The organism is Stenotrophomonas sp. 2YAF26 (assembly GCF_052114625.1).
GTDB classification, from domain to species: Bacteria; Pseudomonadota; Gammaproteobacteria; order Xanthomonadales; family Xanthomonadaceae; genus Stenotrophomonas; species Stenotrophomonas indicatrix.
Map to the genome: position 1 here is coordinate 463,044 of NZ_JBFRFC010000001.1, position 18,517 is coordinate 481,560.

General features: G+C 67.0%; 19 protein-coding genes. 8 read left to right on the plus strand and 11 right to left on the minus strand.

What is annotated here, in order from left to right; translation table 11 throughout:
* Positions 1-15 precede the first annotated feature (15 nt).
* From AB4Y98_RS02070 to AB4Y98_RS02085, 4 genes are all read right to left on the minus strand, one after another.
* A complete protein-coding gene (locus tag AB4Y98_RS02070) occupies positions 16-3,126 on the minus strand; it encodes a TonB-dependent receptor (RefSeq protein ID WP_363733457.1) in 3,111 nt (1,036 codons plus the stop codon).
* A 233-nt stretch (positions 3,127-3,359) separates the two neighbouring features.
* On the minus strand, positions 3,360-4,313 hold the full coding sequence (locus tag AB4Y98_RS02075) for a FecR family protein (RefSeq protein WP_442243669.1): 954 nt from the start codon (positions 4,311-4,313) through the stop codon (positions 3,360-3,362).
* Between the two features lie 82 nt (positions 4,314-4,395).
* Positions 4,396-4,899, minus strand: coding sequence for an RNA polymerase sigma factor (locus AB4Y98_RS02080; RefSeq protein ID WP_394195549.1), 504 nt, complete (start codon positions 4,897-4,899; stop codon positions 4,396-4,398).
* A 128-nt stretch (positions 4,900-5,027) separates the two neighbouring features.
* Positions 5,028-5,954, minus strand: a complete 927-nt coding sequence (locus AB4Y98_RS02085) for a LysR family transcriptional regulator (RefSeq protein ID WP_442243670.1) — start codon at positions 5,952-5,954, stop codon at positions 5,028-5,030.
* A gap of 150 nt (positions 5,955-6,104) precedes the next feature.
* Between AB4Y98_RS02085 and AB4Y98_RS02090 the strand changes: the two genes are divergently transcribed.
* The 4 genes from AB4Y98_RS02090 to AB4Y98_RS02105 all read left to right on the plus strand — a co-directional run bounded on the left by AB4Y98_RS02090 (position 6,105) and on the right by AB4Y98_RS02105 (position 8,921).
* Positions 6,105-6,971, plus strand: a complete 867-nt coding sequence (locus AB4Y98_RS02090; RefSeq protein WP_134832649.1) for a pirin family protein — start codon at positions 6,105-6,107, stop codon at positions 6,969-6,971.
* A gap of 68 nt (positions 6,972-7,039) precedes the next feature.
* Entirely contained in the window at positions 7,040-7,720 is a 681-nt protein-coding gene (locus AB4Y98_RS02095) for a hydrolase (protein ID WP_394195546.1), read from the plus strand.
* A gap of 80 nt (positions 7,721-7,800) precedes the next feature.
* On the plus strand, positions 7,801-8,442 hold the full coding sequence (locus tag AB4Y98_RS02100; RefSeq protein ID WP_442243671.1) for a hydrolase: 642 nt from the start codon (positions 7,801-7,803) through the stop codon (positions 8,440-8,442).
* 80 nt (positions 8,443-8,522) lie between these two features.
* Positions 8,523-8,921, plus strand: a complete 399-nt coding sequence (locus AB4Y98_RS02105; protein WP_025874386.1) for an OsmC family protein — start codon at positions 8,523-8,525, stop codon at positions 8,919-8,921.
* Positions 8,922-8,999: 78 nt separating this feature from the next.
* On the opposite strand, the gene AB4Y98_RS02110 is transcribed toward AB4Y98_RS02105, so the two are convergent.
* The 6 genes from AB4Y98_RS02110 to AB4Y98_RS02135 all read right to left on the minus strand — a co-directional run bounded on the left by AB4Y98_RS02110 (position 9,000) and on the right by AB4Y98_RS02135 (position 15,782).
* Positions 9,000-9,329, minus strand: coding sequence for a hypothetical protein (locus AB4Y98_RS02110; protein WP_442243672.1), 330 nt, complete (start codon positions 9,327-9,329; stop codon positions 9,000-9,002).
* Positions 9,330-9,426: 97 nt separating this feature from the next.
* Positions 9,427-11,166 (minus strand): putative porin, encoded by a 1,740-nt coding sequence (locus AB4Y98_RS02115; RefSeq protein ID WP_442243673.1) that lies wholly within the window; start codon positions 11,164-11,166, stop codon positions 9,427-9,429.
* A 42-nt stretch (positions 11,167-11,208) separates the two neighbouring features.
* Positions 11,209-11,910: a cell envelope integrity protein TolA gene (locus tag AB4Y98_RS02120; RefSeq protein WP_051501606.1), complete on the minus strand. Its 702-nt coding sequence runs from the start codon at positions 11,908-11,910 to the stop codon at positions 11,209-11,211.
* A gap of 3 nt (positions 11,911-11,913) precedes the next feature.
* A complete protein-coding gene (locus AB4Y98_RS02125) occupies positions 11,914-12,327 on the minus strand; it encodes an ExbD/TolR family protein (protein WP_442243674.1) in 414 nt (137 codons plus the stop codon).
* Positions 12,328-12,337: 10 nt separating this feature from the next.
* A complete protein-coding gene (locus AB4Y98_RS02130; protein WP_442243675.1) occupies positions 12,338-14,122 on the minus strand; it encodes a DUF2341 domain-containing protein in 1,785 nt (594 codons plus the stop codon).
* A gap of 37 nt (positions 14,123-14,159) precedes the next feature.
* Positions 14,160-15,782 carry a ShlB/FhaC/HecB family hemolysin secretion/activation protein gene (locus AB4Y98_RS02135; protein ID WP_218787606.1) on the minus strand — a complete coding sequence of 541 codons (1,623 nt, stop codon included), beginning with the start codon at positions 15,780-15,782 and terminating at the stop codon, positions 14,160-14,162.
* A gap of 201 nt (positions 15,783-15,983) precedes the next feature.
* Here AB4Y98_RS02135 and AB4Y98_RS02140 point away from each other — a divergent pair, with 201 nt between their 5' ends.
* A complete protein-coding gene (locus AB4Y98_RS02140) occupies positions 15,984-16,325 on the plus strand; it encodes a hypothetical protein (RefSeq protein WP_313248537.1) in 342 nt (113 codons plus the stop codon).
* A 7-nt stretch (positions 16,326-16,332) separates the two neighbouring features.
* On the opposite strand, the gene AB4Y98_RS02145 is transcribed toward AB4Y98_RS02140, so the two are convergent.
* Positions 16,333-16,791, minus strand: a complete 459-nt coding sequence (locus AB4Y98_RS02145) for a hypothetical protein (RefSeq protein WP_442243676.1) — start codon at positions 16,789-16,791, stop codon at positions 16,333-16,335.
* 116 nt (positions 16,792-16,907) lie between these two features.
* Between AB4Y98_RS02145 and gspH the strand changes: the two genes are divergently transcribed.
* From gspH to AB4Y98_RS02160, 3 genes are read left to right on the plus strand one after another with little or no spacing between them, the layout of a single operon-like run.
* Positions 16,908-17,354, plus strand: coding sequence for a type II secretion system minor pseudopilin GspH (gene gspH, locus AB4Y98_RS02150; RefSeq protein ID WP_313248213.1), 447 nt, complete (start codon positions 16,908-16,910; stop codon positions 17,352-17,354).
* Entirely contained in the window at positions 17,351-17,713 is a 363-nt protein-coding gene (gene gspI / locus AB4Y98_RS02155; protein ID WP_313248210.1) for a type II secretion system minor pseudopilin GspI, read from the plus strand. The genes gspH and gspI overlap by 4 nt, the downstream gene beginning before the upstream one ends.
* Entirely contained in the window at positions 17,710-18,324 is a 615-nt protein-coding gene (locus tag AB4Y98_RS02160; protein ID WP_442243677.1) for a PulJ/GspJ family protein, read from the plus strand. Before gspI ends, AB4Y98_RS02160 begins: the two co-directional genes overlap by 4 nt.
* The last annotated feature ends 193 nt before the right edge of the window (positions 18,325-18,517 follow it).

Consider the following 18,517-nt stretch of genomic DNA (forward strand, 5'->3'; position numbering starts at 1 on the left):
TGAATCGGTGAGGCGTCAGAAGCGCGCGGTGACTGCGAGCTTGAGGGTGCGACCGGGCGCCGGCAGCGTGGAGCGCGTGGCCGGGTCGACGTAATAGCGGTTGCCGAGATTGCTGCCGACCAGTTCGACGCTGGCGTGGTCGTTGAAGCGCCAGCGCGCATAGGCATCCACCGTGGTGATGTTTCCCCAGGTGAACGGCACGTTCTGCCACAGCAGGCTGCTGCCGCCGGCCAGCAAGCGGTCGCGGTAAGCCTGCAGGTCCGGGTTGTGGTGACGCCGGTAGTGCACGATGCGGCTGCCCAGTTCCAGCCGCTCGTCGAACAGGCGGGTGCCCAGCGACAGGTTCACCGACAGCTTCGGCACGGCCTGGGTCAGCAGATAGCCACCGACGAAACCGTCCTGCACGCAGTTGGGCACCAGGCCGCGGTTGGCATCCAGCTGTACTGCGGTGCTTTCGTCGCACACTTCGTTTTCAAGGGTGCGGGCGATGCCCAGGTCGCTGAAGAAACGTCGGTTGTCGAAGCGCGCCTGCAGCTCAATGCCGCGCAGGGTCTGCTTGTCGATGTTGTCGAACAGGAAATACGCATCGCGCTCGATCACATCGCGGGTTTTCTGCACGTAGTAGCTGAGCTTTACGTCCGCATCGGCGGTGCCGCCGAACAGCGCAGAGAGGTTGTGCACATAACCCAGCTCGTAGTTGTAAGCGTGTTCGGGCTTGAGCGGATACAGCGGATTGAGGCTGCTGGAAAACGCGATGGTGCTTTCGAACATGCTGGGGAAGCGCTTGGCCTCGGTGTAGCGGGCATACAGGCGCGCAGTAGGTGAGAAATGCACGGTGGCCGAGAACGTGGGCAGCCAGGCATGGTCGCGGCGGCGGCTGTTGTGCGCCTGCACCGCCTGCCCCTGCACGGCGTTCTGCACGCGGCAGGTCTGGTCGGTACCGAGCACCATCGGCAGCAGCCCGGGGATGGCGGCCACCTGGCCGTTGAGGCAGGGGTTGCTGGCTCGCGTGTAATTGCCATCGGCATCCGCTGCCCAGGCGATGCTGTGCTCCACCGGCACCGGCGTTTCGTACTTGCTCAGCAGGTTCTTCAGCAGGTCGTCGACCAGCGAGCCCATGCCGATGCTTTCCCAGAACTCACGCTCCGATTCGATCGCATCGATCTCTCCCTGCAGGCTCGCAGGGCGAGGCGGCAGCTCATTGACCCGGTATCGCGCCTCCTTGCTGCCGACACTGCGGGTCAGCAGCTCCGGATGCGCCTGCAGGAAATCGTCGAACGCCCAGTAGCGGCTGTAGCGCACACCGGCGTTGAGGGTAAGGAACTCGACCGGCCGCCATTCCAGGCTCAGGTAGCCTTCGCCTTCCTGGCGCCGGCCGGCGCGCGGGTACATGCGCCAGCCGTCGGTAACGCCGAAGTACGGATCGCCCGAACGCAGCGTTTCGTACTGCCAGTTGCCACCTACGGTCAGGTCAAGCGTGGAGTGCAGGCCGAAGCGGTTGCTCAGGGTCAGGCCGGTACGGTCGTTACGGGCATTGGCCAGCGCGGTGTTGCGCAGGATCGGGCTGCGGCTGGGATCCCAATCGGGGTTGCCCGAGGCGAAGTTGGGGAAGCCACCGGCGGTGTAGGTACCGCTGTTGGTTTCCGTTCGCCACAGGTTGGCGCGCAGGTCGAGCCAACGACTGCCGGCCGGCTGCCAGCGGTATTCCAGGTTCCAGGCATCGGAATCGACCCGGCTGAGCGGCCACTGGATGCGCCCGTAATCCGGTGCGGACAGGATGCGCGAGGGCATGATCTCGCCATAGTGCGAAAGCGTGTGCCGCCAGGTGGCCTTGAGCTGCTGGTCGTCGGTGATCTGCCAGGTGGCCTTCAGCAGCCACGACTCCTGTTCGCTGGACGTATTGGGGACTTCATCACCCGGCTTGAAGTAGCGCGCCAGCGTAGTGATGTAGTCGATGCCCTGGTATTCGTACTGCTCGCGCGGGTCCTGGTCGTAGTACGCACTGCCCTTGCTGCCGGAGAAATAGTTGCCGCGCTTGCGCCACGCGTAGGCCGCCATCACGTCCACCCGCTCACCGCGCCAGCCCAGCGCCAGGCGCCAGGCCTGGTCATCGCCATCGAACGGGTTGTCACCACTGCGCGATTTCACTGGCACCACCAGGGTGCGGTCAGCATAGGGCGAGGCCGGCGACGACTGCGGGAACCCCTCCACCGTGCGGTAATCCTCGCCGGTGTGCAGCCGTGGCAGGCGCGGTGAGACCGCATTGCTGCTGCCTTCGATCTTCAGCTCCCCGCCGAAGCGCTCGCCGGTCGGCACGATGTCGTCGACGTCAAGGGTCTTGATGACCATCGCTCCGCCGATACCGCTGTGTACATCGCGCACCAACGCTGGCCCCTTGATGACCTGGATGCCACCAATCAGGTTGGGATCGATGTAGTTGCGGTTGCTGACGCCGTTGTAGCCCCGCCAGACGGTCAGCGCCTGCTCGCCGCCGTCGATGCTGACCGGCACCCGTCCCGGCCCCTGGATGCCGCGGATGTTGAGGTCCAGCGCGCCGCTGTTGCGGGCATCGCCGCTGAACACACCGACCAGATCCTTGACCACATCGGCCGGGTTGGCGCCGCGATAGCGCTCCACCCGGTCGCGACCGGAATAGGCCGTGCTCAGGTCGAGCGCGAACACGTCGTCGTATCCCCAACGATCACGTGTTTCGCCGCCGTCGGCCTGCAGGCGCCCGCCCACCTTCAGCGTGTCGGTGACCACCACCCCGCCGTCATCGGCGGCGGCCTGCAGGGTCCAGGTGCCGCCCGGCTCCTGCTGCGCGCGCAGGCCACTGCCCTGCAGCAACTGATCCAGTGCCTCGGTGGGGCTGTATTGGCCCTGCACTGCGCGCGAGCGCCGCCCTTCCACCAGATCGCTGCGGAACACCACCTGCACCTGCGACTGGCGACCGAAGCTGCGCACTGCGTCGGCCAAGGCTTGTTCGGGAATGGCATACGCGCGCACGGACGCAGTAGCGGCCTGGGCGCGGGCGGTCGGCGCCCAAGCGAAGGGAACCAGTGCCGTGGCGATGGCCAGGGCGAGGACGGTGGCGCGGCGATGACGGGCGGATGCCGGGAACGGCATGAACGGTGACTCCTCAAGGTGGCGGGACCGTGCGCACGTCGGGTGCACGCGGTTCGGTTGGCTTGAGAAGAAACGCGGTTTCGCTCTGGCTATACCATTAGAGACAACGTGGAGCCGGAACTGCCCACGGTTTTTTGTTGATCGTCAGATCATCCACGCATGGCGTGGATCTACCATGCGCCCCAGTAGATCCACGCCATGCGTGGATGAACCCACCCGCTACTCCCGTGGCATCACCACACCAACAACGCGCCGCCAGGCAAGCGCTGGCTGCGCAGACCGGCCTGCTGGGCCACCGCGGCGATGGCTGCATCCGGCTGCTGCAGGTGGAACAACCCGCTCACCGCCACCTGCGCGCCCTGACCGCGCAGAACCCAGACCGGCGCACGTCGATAGCGGGCAAGGCGCTCGATCGCCTGTTGCGCAGGCAGATCACCAATGACGACCTCGCCGCGTCGCCACGGTGCGATGGCCTCCACATCGGCCAGCTGCAGCGGCTGCAGCCAGCGGCCATCGCGGAACGCGCGTGCCTGCCCGGCCTGCAGTCGCTGCGCGGCGACATGACCCGGCCTGATCTCCACTTCGCCCTGGCTGACCTCGGTGGTCACCACGGCATCCTGCAGTGCAACGCTGAACGCCGTGCCGATGTCACGGATCTCGCCACCGCCGGCCTCCACCCGGAACGGTCGTGCTTCGTGCGCCACCTGGAACCAGGCCCTGCCACGCAGCAGCTGCAGGCGGCGCTGGCCGGCGCTGAAATCAAGCGCCAGCGCACTTCCTGCATCCAATATGGCAGTACTGCCATCCTGCAGCTGCACCGTGCGCGGCGCGTTGTCGCTGCGCACATCGCTGCGGACCAGCAGCCATGCGTGCGGCGCCACCGTCACCGAAAGCAGCAGCACCGCCGCACTGGCCAGCAGCCAAGGCAGTCGACGCCGCGGCTGCAGCGGCCGCAGCGCGGGTTCGGCGGTCAGCTCCGGAAGCGCAGCCAGGACATCCGGGCCGGCGGCATCCAGGCCCTGCCAGAAGGCCTGCTGCTGGCGCCAGGCATCGGCATGCCGGGGATCGGCCTGCAGCCAGCGTTGCAGGGCGCGTTGCTGGCGCTCCGGCAACCGGCCCGCATTGCACCGTATCACCCAGCGCAACGCCTGCCTGGCCTGACGCGGCGAGGGTATGGACGTAGTCATGATTGTGGCCCGCGGCACCACCAACGGGTGCGCCTTACAGTTGAGACAACGGCGAGCGGCATCTGCCCACAGCACATGCCGGTCATGCCCGGCTTCCCCGCTGGTGCTGCTGGATGAGCAGGGCCGCGCGCAGCACGTACTTGCCCACCACGCTCTTGGAAATACCCAGGCGCTCGGCGATCTCGCGTTCGCTCAGCCCCAGGTAGCGGTTGAGCACGAAGCACTCGCGCACCTGCGGCGGCAGCGCCAGGATGGTCTGGCTGATCTCGCGCAGCTGGGCCTGGTCCAGCGCCTGCGCCTGGCCATCAGTGCTGGCATCTGCCAGGTTGCTGGCGTACTCCGCCATCGCCCGCCGTTCGCGCGCGTCGGCCTGGCTGCGGTTGAGCGCGTGGTGGTAGGCCATGCGGTACAGATAGCCACGCGGTTCCAGGATCGGCGGGTCGCCGGGCACGCTGCTGGCCTTCAGATAAAGGTTCTGCAGCGTGTCCTCGGTACTGGCCGGGTCGAGGTAGCGGGCAATGAAGCGGGACAACGCACGGCGCTCGCGGATCAACAGCTCGATCAGCGCCAGGGCATTGGGAGACATAAGTGCCAAGGCCGGACCGGGGAATGATGGGCGTGATGGCGACGGTCCGGACGTGGATTGTGGGCCGCGCGGCGATGCGCGGCAAGCGAATCCCCGAACCTCATCCATGCATTGCGTGGATGTGTTGCCTACGGTTCCTGCAGCGCATCGAAACGCTCGGCCAGGTAATCGATCAACGCGCGCACCGCCGGCAGCAGGCCGCGCCGCGAGGGGAACACGGCATGCACGATGCCATGCCTGGGCTGCCACTGCGGCAGGATCGGCACCAGCGCGCCGCTGGCCAGTTCGTCGGTGATCATCATCCGCGGCAGCATCAGCACGCCGACACCGGCCACTGCCGCACTGCGCAGGGCGATCATGTCATCGCTGACCAGCCGCGGGCGGTGGTGCACGCTGGCCGTCACCTCCTCTGGCCCGGCGTATTCCCAGGCATGCACCTGTGCTGGCGATGCCAGGTCCACGGTCGGCATCATCGCCAGATCGGCCGGCACCTTCGGCGTACCCAGGCGCTTGAGCAGGGTCGGACTGGCAGCGGTGCACCAGACGCGACGGGCCAGCACGCGCACCACCAGATCACTGTCTTCCAAGGGTGGCGGGCGCACACGGATGGCCACGTCCACGCCCTCGCCCACCACGTCCACGCGACGGTTGGTGGCATCCAGCTGCAGGGTCACCTGCGGATGCAGGGCCAGGAAGTCGGCCAGCATGTCGCCAATGCGCGCGTGCAGCAGTGCGATCGGACAGGCCAGCCGCAGGGTGCCGCGTGGCTCTGCGCGTGACAGGGCGATGGCCTCCTCGGCCGCTTCGGCCTCCACCAGCATCGCCTTGCAGTGCCGGTAGTAGTCCTGGCCGATCTCGGTGACCGAGAAGCGGCGGGTGGAACGTTGGATCAGGCGGACACCCAGCCGTTCCTCCAGCAGGGCGATGCGGCGGCTGAGCTTGGACTTGGGCATGGCCAGTGCGCGCCCTGCCTGCGAGAAGCCGCCATGCTCGACCACCATGGCGAAGTAGAACAGGTCGTTCAGATCGCAGCGGCGGATGTCGGCGATGAACACGGGACGATCTCCTGCGGCCCTTGCTGGGCCTCCATCGTTCACGAAATAGGACTATGACGGCAAATTCTGCCGACTACCGGGCCCATTGTCACGTCGATATCGTCTCCGCAACGAAAAACAGCGACCGGTTGCCCCGGTCAGGAGATCGCCATGAAGCGTGTCACCGGTACCTACAGCGCCCCCCGCCCGCACTGGGTGGGCGACGGCTTCCCCGCCCGTTCGATGTTCTCCTACAACACCCATGGCCAGCACCTGAGCCCGTTCCTGCTGCTGGACTACGCCGGGCCGTACAGCTTCCCGCCCAGCGAAACCCCGCGGGGGGTCGGCCAGCATCCGCATCGCGGCTTCGAGACGGTCACCATCGTCTACGAAGGCGAAGTCGCCCATCGCGACTCGACTGGTGCCGGCGGCACCATCGGCCCGGGTGACGTGCAGTGGATGACCGCTGCGTCCGGCATCCTCCATGAGGAATTCCACACGCCGGAATTCAGCAAGCGCGGCGGCACCCTGGACATGGTGCAGCTGTGGGTGAACCTGCCGGCCAAGGACAAGATGGGCGCACCGGGCTACCAGACCCTGCTCGATGCGCAGATTCCTTCAGTGGCCTTGCCCGACGGTGCCGGCCGCGTACGCGTCATCGCCGGGACATTCGATGGCCATGCCGGCCCGGCCCGCACGCATACCCCGATGGACGTGTGGGACATCCGCCTGCTGCAGGGCCAGCACGCCGAGCTGCCGGTGGCCGACGGCCGCACCCTGGCGCTGGTGGTGTTGAAGGGCACGGTGCGGATCAACGGTGGCCAGGCAGTCGGCGAAGCACAGCTGGTGACCTTCGACCGCAGTGGCGAAGACGTGTTCATCGACGCCGACAGCGACGCCACCGTGCTGCTGCTCAGCGGCGAACCGATCGATGAGCCGGTGGTGGGCTATGGCCCGTTCGTGATGAACACCCAGGCCGAGATCAGCCAGGCCGTCAACGATTTCAACGGCGGCCGCTTCGGCCAGATTGCGCACTGATCCACTGCATTGCGGCGGGCAACCGCCCGCCGCTTTCCGGGCCTTCGCCCCTCCCCAGGAGACTGACCATGAGTACCCCCGCCAACTTCAACGGCGCCCGCCCGGTGATCGACCCGGACAACGCCGCGATGTTGCTGATCGACCACCAGAGTGGCCTGTTCCAGACCATCGGCGACATGCCGTTCACTTCGGTACGCGCGCACGCCACCGCCCTGGCGAAGATGGCCACGTTGGCGAAGATGCCGGTGATCACCACCGCGTCGGTGCCGCAGGGGCCGAACGGCCCGCTGATCCCGGAGATCCATGACGCCGCACCACATGCGCAGTACGTGGCGCGCCGCGGCGAGATCAACGCGTGGGACAACGCCGAGTTCGTCGCCGCGGTGAAGGCCACCGGCCGCAGGCAGCTGATCATCGCCGGCACCATCACCAGCGTCTGCATGGCCTTCCCCTCGATTGCCGCCGTCGCCGACGGCTACCAGGTGTTCGCGGTGGTCGACGCCTCCGGCACCTATTCGAAGATGGCCGAGGAAATCACCCTGGCGCGCGTGGTGCAGGCCGGTGTGGTGCCGATGGATACCGCTGCGGTCGCCTCGGAAATCCAGCGCACCTGGAACCGCGAGGACGCCCAGCAGTGGGCCGCGATCTACACGCAGATCTTCCCCAACTACCAGCTGCTGATCGAGAGCTACCAGAAAGCGCAGGACGTGCAGAAGAACCACGAGCAGCTGGATTCGCAGCGTAGCTGAGCCCGCTGCATCCACGACGATTTCCGCCTGCCGGCACGCCGCCGGCTCCACCGCAAGCCAACCCAGACCAGGACATCCCCATGGCCAGTGAACCGATCCGTGACCCCGTCAGCGACCACCTGCTGACCCCGCAGAATTCCGCCTTCATCATCATCGACTACCAGCCGGTACAGGTGAACTCCATTGCCTCGATGGACCGCCAGCTGCTGGTCAACAACATCGTCGGCAGTGCCAAGGCGGCGGTCGCCTACGGCCTGCCGATCGTGCATTCGACCGTGAACGTGCAGACCGGCCTGAACAAGCCGCCGATCGCGCAGCTGCGCAAGGTGCTGGGCGACTACCCGACCTACGACCGCACCACCATCAACTCCTGGGAAGATGTCGAGTTCCGCAAGGCGGTGAAGGCCACCGGCCGCAGGAAACTGATCATGACCGCGCTGTGGACCGAAGCCTGCCTGACCTTCCCCGCGCTGGATGCACTGAAGGAAGGCTATGAGGTCTACGTGGTGGTCGATGCGGTGGGCGGCACGTCGCTGGCCGCGCATGATGCCGCGCTGCGCCGCATCGAACAGGCCGGCGGCCAGTTGATCAGCGTGACGCAGCTGTTCTGCGAACTGCAGCGCGACTGGATGCGGGCGGAGACCGTGCCGGCCTTCATGAATCTCTTCATCGAAACCGGTGGCACGGCCGGCATCCAGTTCTCGTACGATCGTAGCGAGTGATTCCTTGGCGGCTCCGGCTCCGGCTGGCGCCGCCTTTTCCTGCAACCGAGCATGGCTCGGCCCTACAACCGGGGATTCCCATGGCCTACGCACGCATTGTTTCGACCGCCGACAACTACCTGCACCACATCAGCAACGGCCATTTCGATGTCGCTGCCGATGAACCCGCTTCACTCGGCGGCCAGGGCAAGGGCTTCGCCCCGTTCGACCTGTACCTGGCCTCGCTGGCCGCGTGTACCGCCATCACCCTGCGCATGTACGCCCAGCGCAAGGGCTGGGAGCTGGGCGAGTTCCACGCCGAGCTGCGTTCCGAACGTGATGCGGATGGACGCTTCCATGTGCACCGCGTGCTGCATGCCACCGCCGAGCTGAGTGATGCGCAGTGGCAGCGCCTGCTGGAGGTGGTGGAGAAGACCCCGGTGACGCTGGTGATGCGCGAGGGTGCACGGATCACCAGCGAGCGCGGGGCTGCTGCCTGATCGCCGGGCATGGCCCGGCGCTACCGGAGGAGCCTGGCGCCATCAGGTAACGCCGGGCCATGCCCGGCGGCCCTGGTTTCAACGCCGCGAATGCAGCACGGTTCGCTGGCGCATGGCGTTGAACTCCTGTTCGACCTGCTGGATGTCTTCGACCTGGAAGCCGGCGGCATCGAGCAGCTGATCGGCCGCGGCGGCAGCCAGCGGATCATCCTCGCGCTGGCGCCAGCAGCGCGCCGGCAGGAAATAGCCGACCTCGCTGCGCCCGCGCATGATGACGACCGGGCGCCCTGCATACAGCAGGAATTCGGCCAGGTGCTGGCGCAACCCCTCCACCGAGACATAGGCCGGCCCGATGCCCAATGCCTGTGCGGTGGGCTCGGAACTCTCGAACAGCTTGCGACGGCTCATCCACTCCTCCTTTGTGCAACGCGTGGTCTTCCTTCCTTAGACGGGCGCGTCGCCGCGCCCCCGCCACACGTGTCGTGACTGCGATCACGCTGTCCGATCAGAAACCGGTATTGAACTCCAACTGGAACACGTCGATCGACAACGGCGGGCCCGACACTTCCTTGGCCGCCATCCACTTGCCGCTGATCCAGCTGCGCGCGTCCAGCGCATAGGCGCCGCCCACGTAGTAGCCGCGCGCATTGGTGCCGCCCAGGTGGAAGTTCGGATCGTTGTAGGCATCGGGCAGTGCGTCGGCCTCGATCCGCTTGTAGCCCAGCAGGGCCTGCCACTGGCCCTTCTCCTTCAGCTCGGTTGCGCCGAAGGTGGCCTGCAGCATCCAGGCGGTGTCGCCGCTGCGGAAGGTGTCGATGCTGGCACTGCCACCGGCACCGTAGTTGTTGACGATGCCGTTGTTGGCCCGCGCGAACATGGCCTGCTTGTCATAGGCCAGGTTGCGGATGTAGTCCGCATCCAGGCGCATGCCGATGTCCTGCGCAAGCTGTGTATCCCAGCGCAGGTTGAAGGTCGCAAGGCGGAAGGCAGAAGCCAGGCCCACGTACTGCGGCGTGGGCGTGTTGGCCGGATCCAACGGGTTGCGGGCGATGTCGCGGATCAGCATCAGGGTGTTGCCCTTCTGCATGAACGCCGGCCGCGACCAGTCGGTATCGCAACCGACCGCGCCGGCGTACAGCGCGCAGGGAGACGACAGGCGACCACTGATGTTCTTGAAATCGTAGTAGCCCAGCGCCGCACGCAGGCTGTTGTCATCGTTGAAGCGCCAGTTCACCCCCACCTGCGCACCGGACAGCCACTTGTTCTCGTTGGGCGTCTTCACCCGGCTCTGGCTGGGCGCGCTGTCGGAGGTGTACTCCAACGGCACCACCGCCAGGTTGCCGAACAGGCCGACGTCCTCGGCGAGGTCGTAGCTGAGATTGGCCGCCAGGCCGTCGAAGTTCAGATCGTTGGAGAACAGCGTGTCGCTGGTCCAGAACGGATTGCCGAAGCGTCCGCCGCGCACCGTCACCCAGTCGGCCGGGCTGTAGGCCAGCCATGCCTGGTCCAGCCACACGTCCTTCTTGCCCAGGCCACCGCCAAGCTGTTCGGTGGTGGACACCGGCCCGTTGCTGCTGCCGCTGGCCAGGCGCACGCCTGCGGTGGTGTGCTGGCCGATCGTCGCTTCGATGCCCAGCCGTGCGCGGATGCGCCACAGATTGCGGCGGTCCTGGCGGGTGTTGAGCAGCGGCGGCAGCTGCAGGTTGGTGTTGTTGTTGGTATCGAAGCCGTTGCCGGCGTTCACCGAGGCCCAGTTGGTCTCGATGTCGCTGTTGCGCTCGGAGTAGAAGCGCGATTCGCTGCGCACGCGCATGTCACCGCTGACCTTGATGCGCTTGGTCCACTCGGCCACCTCGTTCGGCGCGGCCCAGCCCTCGGCTTTGGCCTGCGCCATCACGTCCTGGCGTACCTCATCACGGATGCCATCGCGCACGCTCTGCGGCACGTACGGCACGCGCACATCACCGGCCTCCAGCGCCACCCCGCCGCTGCTGGCTGTGCTGCCGGCGGTGCCGCGTTGCGCAGCCGCCGCTTCTGCTTCGGCCTGCACCAGCAGGGCCTGGCCGTCTTCGGGCTTGAGCGCGCCACTGGCGATCAGCCCCTTGATCAACTTGACCATGGTGGTTTCGGCCGCCATCGCACTGGCCGGAACGGTCAGGCTGAGCAGTACGGCGCAGCACAGCAGCGCCCGTCGGGCCGGCCGTGGGCGGCGGGATGCGGTTCGAGCGCGGTCGTGGTCGTTCATCACGGTTCTCATCGAAAGAAGGGAAATCACGGAATTCATCGGTCACGCGCCGGGACGGCGCCCCTGGATCAGCACGCGCGCGGGGAAATCCAGCGACGCCGGTGGCATCTGGTCGACCTTGCCGATCTGTCGCAGTGCTTCAAGCACGGCCACGTCGGCCTCTTCGTTGCCGCTGCCACGCACCAGCTCGACCTTCTCCAGCCGGCCATCGGGCGCCAGCCAGACATTCACCTGCAGCTGGAACGCCAGGCGCTTGACCCGCGCATCGCGCGAAATCGCCTGCTGCATCAGATAGCCCAGGTAGCGGCCATAGCTGGCGTTGCCGGCACCGCCACGGCCAACGCCGGACGAGCCACCGCCGCTGCCCGACTGGATGCCGAAGTTGTCACCGCCGGCCTGCGCATCTGCGTCCATGGTCACCGGGTCGGCATTGTCCGGCGTCGGCGTCGGTTCTTCGGCCGGCGTTGGCTGCTCCAGCGGCTCCGGCTCGGGCACAGTCTCTTCCGGCGGCGTCTCCGGCTCAGGCGGCTTTTCCGGTGGTGGTGGTGGAGGCGGCGGCGGTGGTGGCAACGCCAGCATCGGCGGCTGCACCACTGGCCGGCGGGTGCTGGCGGTGTCCTTGAACAGCAGCCACCACACGGCAACACCCAGTACCAGCAGCGCCGCCAGCACCAGCGCGATCGTCACCAGCAACTGGCGTCCGCGCGTACCGGGCTCCTGCAGGGGTGGTCGATGGCCGGCCATGCCTCAACCCTGCGCCTTGCCGGTGACCAGGCCGACCTGGGCCAGCTCCAGCCGGCGCAGCAGATCCAGCACCTCGACCACGCGCGCGTACTGCACCTGCGCATCGCCGCGCACGATCACCGGGAAATCCGGCGAGGTTGCCCGTTCGGTACGCAGGCGGTCCTCGAGCTCGGCCATCGTCACCGGGTACGCATCCAGGAACACCTGGCCGCTGGGGTCGATGGTGATCGCCTTGGTCTTGGGCTTCTCCAGTGCCGCGCTGTTGCTGGCCTTCGGCAGGTTGACCTCGATGCCGGGAATGGAGGCGTTGCTGGTCAGGATGAAGATCACCAGCACCACCAGCAGCACGTCGACGAAGGGCGTCACGTTGATGCCCTTCTCGCGCTTTTTGACGCCAAACTTCGCCTTGTAGGCCATGGCCGGCCCCTCAGCCCTGAACCACGGCCGGGCCGCGCCCGTCCTGCTCTTCGGCCAGGCGGGCGGCGAACTCGTCGATGAACACCGCCATGTCGGCGCCGATCGCTTCGGCGCGTGCGCCCAGCCAGTTGTAGCCGAACAGCGCAGGAATCGCGACGCCCAGGCCGGCGGCGGTACACAGCAGCGCTGCCGCCATGCCTGGGGCCACCGAGTTGATGTCCACCGCACCGGCCATCGCCGCCACCACGAACACCAGCATGATGCCGATCACGGTGCCGAACAGACCGACATACGGTGCGCCCTCGATGGTGGTCGACAGCCAGTTCATGCGCCTCGCCATCGCTTCCTGTTCGCGCACCATCACCGCATCCATCGACGCGCGGATTGCGGCGATGGTGGCCGCGCTCAGGTAGCCGGAGTTGCCATCGCGCTGATGACGCTGCTGCATCTCATCGATGGCCACCTGGTAGATGCGCCACAGCGAGCCGTCGTGCATCGCCGTCGGTACCTTGCCCTGCCGGTCCATCTCGGACAACGTGCGCAGCGGCACGCCGGAGAGCTTGCTGAAGCTCTCGGTGAACACCGCATTGGCCTTGCTGGTGCGGCCGAAATGACGGCTCTTGGCGATCATGATCGCCCAGGACAACAGCATCATCAGGCCGAGGATGGCGACCACCACCCAGGCATCGAACGGCATCGCCTTGAGGATGAAGGCGAAGTGGCTCTGCCCGGCCGACTGCTCGTCGGCGCCGTAGCTGATCAAGCGCGAATCGGCGCCCTGCGCGGTGGCATCGGCCAGCAGCAGCGCCGCCGGGCGTGCTACGCGTGAGATGCGCAGTTCATCCAGCGCGCCATCGAAGTTGGCCAGCGGTTGCGCCGCGCCCGGCGCATCGGCACCCACCACCGCTGCGGTGGTCAGTGCCGGCAGCTCACCACTGAGCTGGGCCACCACGCGACCGTTCAGATACAGCTGCAGCGACCCCTTCTCGGCGGTAACCGCAACATGCGCCCACTGCCCTTCCGGAATCGGCTGCGCCGGCGTGCTGCGTTGACCGTTGAGCTGCACGAACGGCACCCGGTTGTCGATACCCACCACCAGCTCGGCGCTGCCGTCGCGGCGCGCATAGATCGCCTGCGCGGTGGTCAGCGCGCCCGGTTTGATCCAGGCAGAAACGGTAAGCGGCGCACCCGCTTCCTGTGCCAGCGACGCGCTGGCCGGCAGCGCCAGCGGGCTGGCGCCCAGCTGCACGCCACGCCCGATCACCGTGCTTTCCGCCGCAGGCACCGCCGCGCCGGCCGTGTTGCCGTAGGCCGTGGTATCACGCGCCGGCGCATTGGCTTCGGCAAAGTGGTAGACCAGCGTGTAGTCCGGATCGAACACCTGCTGGCCATTGCCGCTGGCCGGCGCCTTCGCGTTGCCGTAGTACATCCAGATCGTCTGCGGCGCGCTGGCAGTCAGTACCGGAACGTCCACCCAGACCAGGGCCAGGCCCAGGTTAGGGTCGAACTGCTCGATCTGATGGGCCAGCACCGTACGCCCGTCGGCAGAAACGAAACGCAGGTCGTTGCCACCCTCCTGGGTGCCATCAAAACCGAAGTTGCCGGTATGCAGGCGCAGCAGCAGCGGCGTACGCCCGGGGTTGCCGGCCAACCCCGCGCCCTGTGGGCCTGCGTCGACGGTGATCGGCTTGCGGTACTTCCATTCGGCCTGCCACCATTTGGCATCGGCCGCGGCGGCGGGCAGCGCGATCAGCGCAGCCAACAGCAGCAACATTCGGGAAAGCAGACGGTCCATGCAAAAGGTCTCCGGAGAACGCATCTCAAGGGAAGGGTCAGTAGCTGGTGCTGATGTTGAAATGCAGGCGCGGGTCGTCCTTGCGCGTGACCGGGCCATCGGCGTAGGGCCAGGCGTAGTCCAGGCGCAGCTGCAGGTGTTCGCCCAGGCGCAGCTGCGCGCCCAGCCCGACCGACGCCAGGTTGTACTTGTCGCGCTGTTCCGGCAGCGGCTGACGCAGGCGCAGGTAGGCCGCGTCGGCGAAGCTGTACAGCCGCAGGTCGGTACCGCTCCACAGCGACCACGCCGGGGTGCGCCATTCCAGGTTGGCCAGGCCACCGTAGTCGCCGATCGCTTCGGCCGACAGGTAGCCGCGCACGGTGTACATGCCGCCGGCGGCGAACTGTTCGGCCGAGACCAGCGGTGCATCGGTCGCCTGCAGCGAGCCGCGCGCATACCACTGCCAGTCGTTGCCGAAGGTGTGCGTGTTGGAGACATCGGCCTTGAACGCCACGAAACTCGGATCGGCCCAGTAGCGCTTCTGACCGAAATCGGTGGCGTTGCTGCCGTAACCGAACAGACGCCGGGTTCCCGCCACCAGCTGCGTGTTGATGCTCAGCTGATCGTGCTCGCCCTGGCGCACGCCGACGAAGGCCAGCGTGACCGGTGCGTACTTCAACGGCGTTTTCAGGCTGTCCTTGCCCATCTGCGTGTCTTCTTCGGTGTCCTTGAAGTCCACGCCGAGGCTGAGCTGGCGCCACCAAGCGCTGCTGCCCGGCAGGCGGTAGTTGAGCTTGAGACCAATGGAATGACCGTTGCCGATCACGTTGGTGCCGGTGCCCGTGCCTGCGCCGCCCTGTCCGCCGGCATTGAGTACGCGGCTGTCGGACGTGTAGCCCGATGCCTCAAGACTCCACGGCGTGCCCTCGAAGGGAACGGTGTAGGAGGCGGAGAACACCTTTGCCTGGTGGGTGTCTTCCGGCGCGATGAACACGCCGATGCTCGCACTGTGGCCGCGCCGCCACAGGTTGTCGTGGGCCAGCGATGCACTCAGGCGCAGCTTCTCGGTATCGGCGCTATGGTCGTTGTTGAGCGCCGCACTGGCACGCCAGGGTGACTTTTCTTCCACCTGCAGGTCCACATCCATGGTGCCCGGCACCTGGCCTTCGCGCACCAATGGCATCACCTGACGGCGGCCCCCTTCGTTCAGCGCCGTCAGTTCCTTCTGTGCCTGGTCGAAATCGGGCACGCGCCCTTCAGCCAACGACGGCACCCGCTCACGGATGCGCTCGGGTGAGTCATGGCGGGCACCGACCACGCGCAGCTGGCCAATGGGCGTCTGCTGCACCTTCAGCAGCACCACGCCCGCATTGACCTGCTGCTCGGGCAGCTCCACATAGACCGATTGGTAGCCGGCCTGCTGGTACAGCGCGTTGACTGCATCGCGCGCCTTCTCGACATCGGCGAGCGTTTTGCCGGGGCCGAGGAACGGTTCGACCGCGCGTTCGATCTGGCGCGCATCGAGCACGGTGTTGCCGCGCACGATGTACTCGTTGATGTTCACCGTGGGCGCTGGCGCGGCGTCCTGCGCGAACGCCGGAGACGGCAGCGACGCCAGGGCCAGCAGCAAGGGATGCAGGCGCAGCGGAAGGCGAACGGCACGGCACGGAACGGGAGTCATCGAAGGCATCGCGTCGTATCGAAGGGAATCGCCAGGGAGCGGCGCGTGGGTCTATCAACAGGACGTGCAGGCCGCGTCAAAACCGCCAACAGTTTTGTGACAGCACTGTCATCTGCTGACGATGCTGAAACAGGCGCAGGCGGACACTTCGCCTGGCACACGTCTTCATTGCAAAGCGCCTGCTGCCTCGGGAGATTCAAGATGCACGCCACCCTGGCTACACCAAACCGCCCTGCCCTCTGTGTGGCGTTGGTTCTGGCTCTGGCTGCGCCCTGGGCGCGGGCTGAGCAGGCTGCCAAACAGGCAGAAGCAGCGCCATGCATCGAAGTACAGGTCAACGGCGAGCGCATCCCCGCCTGGGACTGCCTGCAACGCAAGCTGGCACCGGCAGCAGGCACGGCCGCCCGCCCCAACCTTCCCGAAGCCGAACGCCTGATGCGCAAGCCTGGCAACCAGTTGCTGCAGTACAACCTGGAGGGCACGCGGCAGCGCATGGGTGATGCATTCGGGCGTTCGGTGGTGCCGCAGCGTCCAGCGCGCTGAGCCGTGTTCAGTGCCGCCCCACGGCGGCGGGAACGATGCCATCGGTGGGCAGCGGCGGCAGTCCGGGCACGGGCAGCGAACGCGCCTGCCCTGCCTGCTGCAGTTCCACCACGTTGGCGCTGATTGAGGCCAGTACGGTGGATGGACCCAGCCGCTGGCCCGGCGCATAGGCCTGGGCAGGTGCCCCATCCACCGACAGCAATGCCAGTGGCGCCTGCCGCCCTGCCATCACCCCCAGCACGGTCACCTCGGTCTGTACTGCACCTGGCGAAAGCAGCCGTACCAGCGGCGCGCTCGCTGCGTCGTCGAAGGCCGGGGCAGCGGGTACGGCGACCCGCACTGTGGCGGCGCCAATGCGAACCGGCGCCATGAACAGGGCCATGCCCCAGTATCCCGCCACGGTCAGCAGCAGCATGGCCGCCAGCAGGGTCAACGTGCGATTGCGATCCCAACGCCTGCCGTCCATGTTCCGCACCTTCGCCAGGTTCCTGTGCGGCCACGCTAGCAGCTGACGCTGACGCTTTTGTTTCATCATCCGCGCCTACGCTGGCAGGTATCGGCAAGGACGGGAGGCGATGTGCGATGCAACGCAGGCCACGCGGTTTCACCTTGATCGAACTGATGGTGGTGCTGGTCATCATCGGCATCTGCACGGCGGGTATCGGCCTCGGCCTGGGCAGCCTGCTCGACCCCGCGCGGCAGCTGCGCCAGGAATCCGAGCGGCTGGCGCAGCGCCTGCAGGTCGCTCGCGACGAAGCTCGCATCGATGGTCGGCCGATCCGCTGGCAGGCCACTGCGGAGGGCTACCGCTTCAGCCGCCGCGACAGCCAGGGCTGGGTCGAGCTGCGGCGCGATGACCTGCTGCGCCCCCAGCAGTGGCAGACCCGTGGCATCACCGTGCAACCCACGGCCGCCATCGAGCTGAGCCCCGAATGGATTGGTGTGCCGTGGGAGCTGGCGTTGTCGCTGGACGGTCGTCGACTGCGTCTTCGTGATGATGGCAGTGGACAATTGCAGGTCATGCAGTGAAGCGGCAGCAACACGGATTCACGTTGATCGAGGTGCTGATCGCGTTGGCCATCGTGGCCATCGCGCTGGCAGCGGTGATGCGCTCGGTGGCGGTGGCGACCGATGACCAGTCGCGCCTGCGGGACCGCCGGCTGGCCCTGCTGTGCGCGCAGGACCGCTGGCAGGAGCTGCGTCTGTCCGCACAGCCACCCAGCGATGCGCGCCTGCTGTGCCTGCAGGGGCGCACCCGCTTCCTGGTGCAGCAGCACCTGGGCAGTGGTATGGACGGGCAACCGCAGCTGGAGTTGAGCGTGGTGGCCGAAGATGCGCCGAAGCAATCGCTGACGCGCCTGCAGTTGCCGTGGACGGCGGCGCCATGAAACGCGCGGCGGGCGGTTTCACCCTGATCGAGGTGATGATCGCCATCACCATCATGGGCGTGCTTGCGGTGATCTGCTGGCGCGCACTGGACAGCGTTGCCAATACGGACCAGCGCCTGCGCCAGGCGGATGCCGAGACCAGCACCGCGATACGGGTGCTGCAGCAATTCCAGCGCGATATCGAGATGCGGGCCGATGATGCGCTGATGAACGGCGCAGTGCGCCCCGCCGATCAGCCGTCACGGCTGCTGCCCCCATCGTTGGCCAGCGAGCGCCACCCCGATGGCGGCTTTACGCTGGAGATCACCCGCAGCGTCGGTAGTGATGGACTGCAGTGGCAGCGCGTTCGCTGGTGGCGGCAAGGCAGCACGTTGTGGCGCGCCAGCGGTACGCCGTCCGATCACTATCCGCTGCCGGCGCCCGAGCCGACGCGCGGGTTGCTGGTGGCCCGTGATGTGCAGCGCTTCGAGGTGCGGGCGTGGCAGCCAGGGGTGGGTTGGGCGATGCTGCCCAGCCAGGGGGAGATTCTGCCGGCGACCGGTCTGGAGTTGCGGTTGGGGTTGCGCGATGCACGCGGGCCGCTGAGCTACCGGCGGGTGTTGGCGCTCTGAGAGGAGCATCCACGCATGGCGTGGATCTACTGCCAGGCCTGCCTCTGCTGCCAAGCCTGCTCTGGTGGGTGCCGACCGTTGGTCGGCACTGAAGCTGACCCAGCCATCCACGCATGGCGTGGATCTACTGAGAGGCGTCCACGCGCGGCGTGGATCTACTGAGAGGCATCCACGCGTGGCGTGGATCTACGGA